Annotated in this window: 6 protein-coding genes; 2 read left to right on the plus strand and 4 right to left on the minus strand. The window is 41.4% G+C overall.

All coding sequences use genetic code 11. The features are described 5' to 3' along the window. Nucleotides 1-619: 23S rRNA (uracil(1939)-C(5))-methyltransferase RlmD (rlmD, locus tag ACESM0_RS11175; RefSeq protein WP_372906291.1), on the plus strand; the 619-nt coding region annotated here is incomplete at its 5' end. Nucleotides 620-720: 101 nt separating this feature from the next. Here rlmD and ACESM0_RS11180 read toward each other — a convergent pair. Further along, entirely contained in the window at nt 721-2,205 is a 1,485-nt protein-coding gene (locus ACESM0_RS11180) for a phytoene desaturase family protein (RefSeq protein ID WP_372906292.1), read from the minus strand. 86 nt (nt 2,206-2,291) lie between these two features. Continuing rightward, entirely contained in the window at nt 2,292-2,798 is a 507-nt protein-coding gene (locus ACESM0_RS11185; RefSeq protein ID WP_372906293.1) for a metallophosphoesterase family protein, read from the minus strand. Between the two features lie 100 nt (nt 2,799-2,898). On the opposite strand from ACESM0_RS11185, the gene ACESM0_RS11190 reads away from it, so the two are divergent. Continuing rightward, nucleotides 2,899-3,936, plus strand: coding sequence for a glycosyltransferase family 2 protein (locus ACESM0_RS11190; protein WP_372906294.1), 1,038 nt, complete (start codon nt 2,899-2,901; stop codon nt 3,934-3,936). An 83-nt stretch (nt 3,937-4,019) separates the two neighbouring features. Here ACESM0_RS11190 and ACESM0_RS11195 read toward each other — a convergent pair whose 3' ends face one another. Together ACESM0_RS11195 and ACESM0_RS11200 are read right to left on the minus strand one after the other, a co-directional pair. Further along, complete coding sequence (locus tag ACESM0_RS11195; protein ID WP_372906295.1) at nt 4,020-6,452, minus strand: SLBB domain-containing protein; 2,433 nt, start codon at nt 6,450-6,452, stop codon at nt 4,020-4,022. Between the two features lie 188 nt (nt 6,453-6,640). Further along, nucleotides 6,641-8,960: endonuclease/exonuclease/phosphatase family protein (locus ACESM0_RS11200; RefSeq protein ID WP_372906296.1), on the minus strand; the 2,320-nt coding region annotated here is incomplete at its 5' end.

The following is an 8,960-nucleotide window of genomic DNA, read 5'->3' on the forward strand; positions in this document are numbered from 1 at the left end:
GCCTAATCCAACAGCGGTTGGCCGATTTGAAAATGTTCTCTACGGCCCGGGCTATATCGTTGATAAAATTGGCAACCACTCTTTTAAAATTCATGCAAATGCATTCTTTCAAACCAACACGAAACAGGCTGAAAAACTCTATTCTGTAGCCCGGGACTTTGCAGAACTGGATAACGGCGGTCATCTACTCGATCTTTATTGCGGCGTGGGAACACTATCACTCTATATGGCTGATAAAGCCGATAAGGTTACCGGTATTGAGATTGTAGACGTAGCCATAGATAATGCTAAATTCAACGCAAAGGAAAACGGTGTTGATAATGCCGAGTTTGTTTTGGGTGATATGAAAGACACTTTCAACGATGAATTCCTGGCCCAAAATGGTCATCCGGACTGTGTTATAACTGATCCTCCCCGGTCGGGTATGCATCCGGACGTTGTTGAACAGCTTTGCAAGCTGGATGTAAATCGATTGGTGTACGTGAGCTGTAATCCATCAACAATGGCCCGAGATTTAAAGGAGTTGAAGGAGTTTTACACGATTGACGCCGTACAGCCTGTAGATATGTTTCCCCAAACCTATCATATTGAAGCGGTTGCCAAGCTTACCAGAAAGTGAAACCTGAGATTGATTAATATCAAGCTGAGTTAGATGCCTGAATTTAATAATTAAACCCAGATACGTAATAGAGTAATCTTCAATCAATCTGAGAATACAAGTTAGTCTTTTTGATACCTGTCAATTAACTCAATCGCGTTAAAAGCACTTTGAATTACAAGCGGGATTCCACCGCCGGGGTGGGTGCTCCCTCCTACTAAATAGAGGTTACTAATTCCCCTGATTTTATTTCTTGGCCTCAGAAAGGCCGCAAATTTACTATTGGATGATGTTCCGTAAATACTTCCACGGTTTGAGCCGTAATGGTTCAGAAAGTCACTTGGTGTAATCACTTTTTTTACCACAATGGAATCTTTCAACCCTTTTAATCCCCGATTCTCAAGTTCGTTGATTAAAAATGAGCTGTAGGTTTCACGAAGCTCACTCCAATTCTGTTCCTCAGTTACGTAAGGTGAATTTACAAGTATAAACAGATTTGAACTGTTTTCCGGAGCATGTTCCGGATCTGTGTAAGAAGTATTGGCAAGGTAGATCGTGGGATCATCAGGAAGAACTTTTTCCTTAAATATATGTCGGAACTCCTTTTCATAGTCGTCAGAAAAAAAGATGTTATGATGCTTCAGCTGCTCCCACTGTTTATTTACACCTAAAAGCATTACAAAACCGGAACAAGAAGGCTCGATCGCTTTTTGCCTCTTTCTTTTTGAATTCGATACGGCCTGTTCATCCATTAAATTCAGAATAGTATCTGTAGCATCTGAATTAGCGACTATTAAATCCGCATAAAACTTCTCTCCACCATTAACTTTGATGGAGACAGCACGTTTATTTCTGATTGAAATTCTTTCAACTTCTGTATCAAAATGAAATGTAACACCCATTTTTTCAGACAGCTCATACAGAGCCTCTGAAATTCTGTACATCCCTCCTTTCACATAATATCCACCCTGATTGAGCTCAACATGAGGAATAACATTTAATGTGCCGGGAGCCTGATAGGGTGACGAGCCGTTATAAGTGGTAAATCGCTTAAAAAATTTCTTTAGATAGTCCGATTGAAAATGCTCATCTACAACATCTGAGACCGTCGAAAATGCATCAATTCCAAGAAAATCGGTCAATTTCAACCCCTTTAAATCGCCTAATGTGTAAAGTGGATTGAATAGAAAAGCATCTGCTGTTTGTTCGTACAATTTAGCAGTATAATTCAGAAATTCAGAATACGATTCAGCATCTTCTGGGGCAAACTGTTCAATTTGCTGTTTGCTACGTTTGCGGTCTGAGTAGTTATCAAAAACGGTCTCATCTTTAAAGAAATAGCGGCAGACGGGCTCAAGTTCATTAAACTCCAAATAGTCCCTTAATTCTTCTCCGCACTCTTTAAAAAGCTTTTTCAGGATAAATGGCATTGTAAAAAGACTTGGACCGGTGTCGAACCTAAAGTCCCCAACATTCAGCTCCTGCATTTTACCGCCATGCGTGGAGTTTTTTTCAAAGACCGTGACACTATATCCTTGAGAAGCCAGCAGAGCTGAGGCTGCAAGTCCTCCCAGTCCGGCCCCAATTATAATCGCTTGTTGATTCATCGTACAGATTTCATGTAAGTTTTTGAATCAAACAGAATAGAGTCTGAAAAAGTTACGTTTTAACGAAATTTTATCAGATTAACGTTTTATTCCCCACCAAGTCGTCCCAGATTGATCACTTCAACATCCTGTATTTTCCCTTCATGGATAGCGAATCTTACAACCGTACGATGAACCTGGAAACCCTGCTTTCCTGCTGCACCGGGATTCATATAGAGCATTCTCTCTAATGACTGATCCCTGGCTATTTTGAGAATATGAGAGTGTCCGCAAATGAAAAGGTCAGGCGTATTATTTTCTATTTCTTCACGAATGGGAATACAGTATCTGCCCGGAATTCCTCCGATATGCGTTATCCAGACATTTACTCCCTCGCGGGTTAAACGCTGATGCAACGGGTAAACTTTCCGGATGTCCTGACCGTCAATATTGCCATATACACCTATCACCGGGGCGATTTTTTTTAATTTTTCGGCGATTTCTATCGTTCCAAAATCTCCGGCGTGCCAAATCTCGTCCCTGTCAGAAAAATACTTTTCAATCTGAGGATCAAGAAAATTATGTGTATCGGATATTAAACCTATCTTAATCATGCCGCTGTAAAATGATCTTTATTTGATAATATGAACTCTTACATTGCAAGCAAAATATTTTACATGTTATCGATAACTTTTTTAAAAGCATTAATATTTCGTGACCAATCCATCAGAAAATCCAACGTACAGCATTATCATTGTTACTTGGAATGCATTAGATCACATTCAACGATTTCTGCCTGCAGTTACAAGAACAACTCATCCCTCCTTCGAAATTATTATTGCCGATAATGCTTCCGAAGATAAAACATCAGATTGGATAGCCGAAAATTATTCTTTTTGCAGAGTAGTAAAACTCGATAAAAACTATGGCTACTGCGGTGGAAATAACCGTGCCGCCGGATATGCAAAAGGTGAGATTTTAGTTTTCCTAAATAATGACGCAAAAACCGATCCCAAATGGTTGAATGGTTTGGATGAGAGTTTTAAAAATCCAGATGTGGGTATTGTACAGCCGAAAATTAAATCCGCTGAAGAACCTGATTACTTCGAGTATGCCGGAGCAGCGGGCGGTTTCATTGATAAAATGGGATATCCGTTCTGTCGAGGTCGAATTTTTGATCACGTCGAAGAAGATAATGGACAATACGATACTGCATCCGAGATATTCTGGGCATCGGGTGCAGCAATAGCCATCAGAAAGGAACTCTTTGAATCTTTAAATGGATTTGATGAGGATTTTGAATTTCATATGGAAGAGATCGACCTTTGCTGGCGATCCCATAAGCTTGGATATAAAGTAGTTTACGAGCCCAGAAGCGTTGTCTTTCATCTTGGAGGAGGTTCTCTTCCTATGGGTAACCCCAGAAAAGTATTCTACAACTATCGCAATAATTTAACAATGATGACCAAAAACCTGGATAAGAATCCGGTTTTCAGAATTTTAGGCAGGCTTTTCTTGGATGGAATAGCAGGGGTAAAAGCTCTCTTATCGGGAAGCCCCAAAGATATCTGGGCGATAATAAGAGCTCATTTTGCTTTTTATGGCATGCTGGCAGACACCCTTAAAAAACGCCGGGAATTAAAAGGCAAACAGACCGTTTCCACACCTACTCACCTGATTTATCAAAAAAGTATTATTGTTGAATACTTTTTAAAGGGAAAGAAGAAGTTTTCAGATCTGACATTTCACTAGCATTACTACAAAACGTGCTTGCACTATTTTGGAGTATCACTATAAAAGATGCAACGGATCAATATGATCCGCTGCATGTCTAATTAATTACTCAACCGATCGATCATCAGCGCAATTGTTGCAGCTGTGGATGCAAGTGTTGCCGTAATGCTGATTCTTTCCTGTACCGTTAATTCACGCTGCTCAGGCTCTCTAGGAATTACGATTGTTGCTCCCGGTTCTACAGATGGGTTGTTCCTGAAAAACAGAAATCGTTTGGATCGATCTACTTCCCCATTAGAATAGACAATATAAGCCCGGCCCCGTTGTGCATTGTCGGTCACACCACCGGCTGCGTCCAGATATGATCTGAATGAACGGCTATCGTCGTACCGTACGCTTGTAGGATTCAAGACTTCGCCTTCAATGCGGACGGTCATCAGTTCTTTGGGTATTGAAATAACGTCGCCTTGCTCCAGAATTAAATCCTGATCTGAGTCGGGATTTTGAAGTGCTTCTGCCAGGCGAATGCCAACAGAAGTATTCGATCTTCTTGCTAAATCATCCGATCTCTCCTCTTCATCCAGAAATTCGAGCTCTTCATCAATATCATCTCTCAATCTACGCTCCAGGGAAGCACCTGTAGGGTATGCAAACTCAGATAACCCACCGGCCATCTCCACCAAATCAGACATCCTCATATTCCTGCTGTCTAGTACATATGTACCCGGAAACTCGACTTCACCTTCTATTGTGACGGTTTGCTGGGTCTGGTAGTTAGGCTTAGTTCTTACGTATATTTGATCAAACGGCATCAGTTCAAAATCACCATTCTCTTCTTCAAAACTCAATGTTTCATCAACATCAAAACGAAAAGTTTCTGCCGTACGAATACCTTTTACTTCACCACCGTCTGTAATTCGGCGTGCCACATCAACTCTATAAGCGGCGGCATTATCTCTGAAACCATCAGCTTTGAAAATGGCGTCACTCAATTTAATACCATCTCTGAACTGAAATGTACCTGAACTGTTCACTGCCCCCCGTACACTGATTGAATACTCTTCCTGCAGGTCGAATAAACTTGAGATTTGCACTACGTCATCCGGTTGCAGAAGAATGTCATGCGATGCGGGGTCATTCATCACCCTTTCCACACTAAAAGAGAGAATTTCCGGTTCGCGATTTTCATTCAGGCGCTCAATTGTACCTCTTTGTAGAAATGCGAACTCACGAAGCCCGTCTGCCTGATCAATCAGATCGTATAAACTCAGACCACTGGTATATTCATACGTGCCGGGTCTGAAAACAGCCCCCTCAATTTGCACTCTATTTTCAAACCGATCGATAATCTGCCCTACAGAAACGCGGTCTCCATTTTGTAATTTTCTATCCGCTTCTTCAGGGTAAAAAATACTTGAGACTCTTCGCATAGTCGGTGTATTGCCTTCCAAAGTAAGTCTTCTGGTATAGGCTTCGTCAGTAAAACCGGCTGCAAAGTTTAGTAGATCTTCCAGGGTTTCGTCATCCTTTAATTCAAAAAAGCCCACTCGTTTAGTTTCACCTGTCAGCTGAACCCGATTCATATATGGATCAATTTTTATAACATCCTGATCTCTGAGTCTAATGTTGGACTCCTGGTCACCGGATACCAAAAAGTCGTAGATATCCAGAGTTTCAACGACTTCATTATTACGAATGATCTGAATATTCCTAAAAGTCCCATCTCTATCTGGCCCGCCGGATGCGTAAAGTGCATTAAAAGCCGTTGATAGTGAAGATATACTGTAAGTACCGGGCTGCCTAACTTCTCCAATAATTGTTACTTTAATGCTTCTCACACTTCCCAATGTAACCTGAGCATATGTATTTCCCTCTTCAGGATTGTTCGGACTAAGACCTGAATATATATCTGTCAATCGATTAAGTATTCGATTTTCAGCATCGTTCATTTGAAGACCATTTACATAAATAGGGCCTAAATTTGGAATTCGAATATTACCTTCCGCGCTCACACTTAAACGATATGTCTGCTCAGCGGCTCCCCATATATCAATTACAATTTCATCACCGGCACCAAGCGTGTAATCTATTGGTGTAGGAACATTTAACGAAGGTTCAAAACTTACCGATACCTGATCGAATAAGCTCATTCCGAAAACTCTTTGGGATGCAGATCGACCCGATTCTTCAATTTCCCTGTAAGGCTGAACGTCTACTGTTTCCATTGTTCTCACTTCCTGAGAGTCAGAAATAACTGATTCGCTCCCGTTTCCGGATGCTCGCACTGATCGAATTCTAGATACGAGCTGACTCACCTGAGCCTGAGATGCCCCCTGTGCTACCGCCAGCTGCTGAAATTCGCTTAGGCTAAGACCTCTGTCTTTAATCTCCCGGTCAGCCTGACGAATCTGTTCTTCACTGAGCTCATTTACATTTACCCCGCTTAAATCTGTAGGATTAAAACTTTGGGCGGATAATTCTGTGGCTGCCATGAAAAACAGAAGGCTGGCTATCAGTATTAAATATTGTCGCATAGAAAATGTTTAACCTCTTGGTATTCTACTTTAATTGATGACAAAACCGGATCAGGTCTGCCTTAATAATCATAAAAATTGCGAAGCACCAAAATAAACAAAATTAAGCTTTATGTATACTTCTTTTTGCCGGTTTAACTCCGGCATCACAACTGAAGGAACTGAATTGTTTTCCTTCAACTAAGCTCTTACTTCACGAGCATCATTTTTCCGGTAACTACAGCCCCGTCCTCAAAACTGATCCTGTAGAGATAAATGCCACTGGAGAGTCCTGCTGCATTAAACTCAATTTCATTGTCACCTGCAGGGAAATCTTGATTATTTGCAGGAGTTGCCACCTTTCGTCCCAAGATGTCAAATACTTCAATCGTTATGTTTGAGGGAGATGGTAGCGAAAACGGAATAACCGTAGTCGGGTTAAACGGATTAGGATAGTTAGGTTCAACCACAATTTCCGTTGGCAGTTCTACCGGTTCTCCGGTAAACTGGAAACGCGTCCAAACCGGTGCATGATCGGACGTTGTGTTAACAAAGTTCTCAATATAAACCGGATTTTCTACTCGCTGGGCCCCTTCTATATGGTATTCGAATAGATTTTCATTAATTATAATATGATCTATCATACTGCGAAAATCTCCGGCCAGATAACTGGCAAACCCTTTCTCTTCCAGAATTTCTGTAGTTGCATTATATGCGTCATCTTCCAGATACATTGAATAAGGCGACTGTTCAGCTCCATCGTAGGTGGAACTCGTTAACTGATCATTGAAGTCTCCCAAAAATATAACTCTGTCATTAGACTTATTTTGATCAAGATAATCTTTCAGAGAACTGGCTGCATTAAGCCGGCGGTTATATGACGGTTGATCGCCAAATGCTTTAGCATGCACGTTATATAGGAGAATTCTTCTGGTAATGCCATCCACAGTTGCATTGACTTCGAAATAGAGCGGCAGTCGGCCGGCCCAATCAAAACTGTCCTGCCCTTCAAACAGTAAACCTGAATCCAAAGAATCAACGACTGCAGTTTTAAATAGAAAGGCTGTTTTTTGAGCCTGACCAAAAGTAGATGTAAACCCTCTAAATTGATCCAGGCTGTCTGCAAGACTAAAAAATGCAACCTGATTTGAGATCTCCTGAAATGCATAGATGTCTGCATCAATCTCTTCAATAACCCGAATTACATTGTTCATCTGAAGGTCATTATCTGTAGGACCATTATTCTCGGCCCCAAACCACTCTACATTCCATGTTACAACATCAAGAGTTAAGTCTTTATCAATGTCTTCACCATCAGGAACAAAAGGCTCAGCAGCAAGGTCCTCCCCATCTCGCGGTTTTATTTGATAGGTTCCATCAAATCGATCAACAACACCCACAATTTCAACCGGCTCAGTTGGAATAAAGGCATCCACCAGATCATTCACTTTTCCGTCGATTCTGAGCACTCCCATATCGCTTTCATCCGAAATCGAATAATTTCTATCTCCGGTAAACAGACCGGAATCCTGGATAGATACGTCCTCCAGGCGAACCAATTGTCCCTCAAAAGCTCCGTTGTTCATCTGCTGAATAGTAATTGTTTGGGGCTCCGGCACTGATCTTTCTGTTTCGATGATTTCATAAATGATATTATCATCCCCATCAACAGGAGCAATTTGTGTCAAAAATGTACCCGCAGTTCCATTGACCGGATTGTATTCCGTAACCGGCCCTGTTACCCTGATGGAATCACCTCGTGAAGCCATTTCTATCAATCCGGGATCAAATACAGCTAATCCGCCCGTTTCATCCTGAAAGAAAACCGGCCCGTCAAATTCATCAGAAACGGTCACTCTTCCGGCTACCGTTACTCTGGTTCCAAATTCAACCTGCCTTGCCTCATTCACAGAAATCAACTCATTTTCATCAATTGCTTCTCCCCTCAGATTCAGGTTAAATTCCGGTGACTCAGGGTCGTTGCTTCTTATTGTTATGATGCTTTCAACGATTCCCGGATTTTCAGGAGAAAATACAATTTCTGCTTCAAATGATTCTCCTCCCTGTATAGCTGAGGCAGGTTCAGGATCCACATAAAACAGATTTGAATCCAAACTCTCGATTGCATCAATGCTCAAATCCGGTTCACCCATGTTCGTAAATCTAACGGACAGCGACTGTTCTTTTCCCGTATTGATAGCAGGAAAAACTACTTCAGACCCGTTCTCCTTCTCTACTCCCTCAATTCTAACTTCAATTTTAGGATCTTGTGATAGCTCTTCGAAAGGCTCAATTCTAAAATCATCAAAACTAACCCTTCCGCCTTCCACTTTTTCTACCCTGAATCGCACATTCCCTGTCAAACTAAGTGGAATGGAATAAAGCCGAAATTCATCGGTAAGTTCAAGATCATCGCCAATCTGCTGCCAGTTTTCTCCTTCGTTTTGCGAATAGTAGATACGAATGATCCCTCCTGTATCACCGCTAAAACCTGCATTCGAGGCATAAAACTGTATTTCATTAACACCT

It is taken from the genome of Rhodohalobacter sp. (assembly GCF_041686455.1).
GTDB lineage: Bacteria > Bacteroidota > Rhodothermia > Balneolales > Balneolaceae > Rhodohalobacter.

Excerpts from the sequence above, each read along its gene's own strand:
- ACESM0_RS11185 (WP_372906293.1), bottom strand. The coding sequence starts at position 2,798 with ATGATTAAGATAGGTTTAATATCCGATACACATAATTTTCTTGATCCT.
- ACESM0_RS11195 (WP_372906295.1), bottom strand. The coding sequence starts at position 6,452 with ATGCGACAATATTTAATACTGATAGCCAGCCTTCTGTTTTTCATGGCA.
- ACESM0_RS11180 (WP_372906292.1), bottom strand. The coding sequence starts at position 2,205 with ATGAATCAACAAGCGATTATAATTGGGGCCGGACTGGGAGGACTTGCA.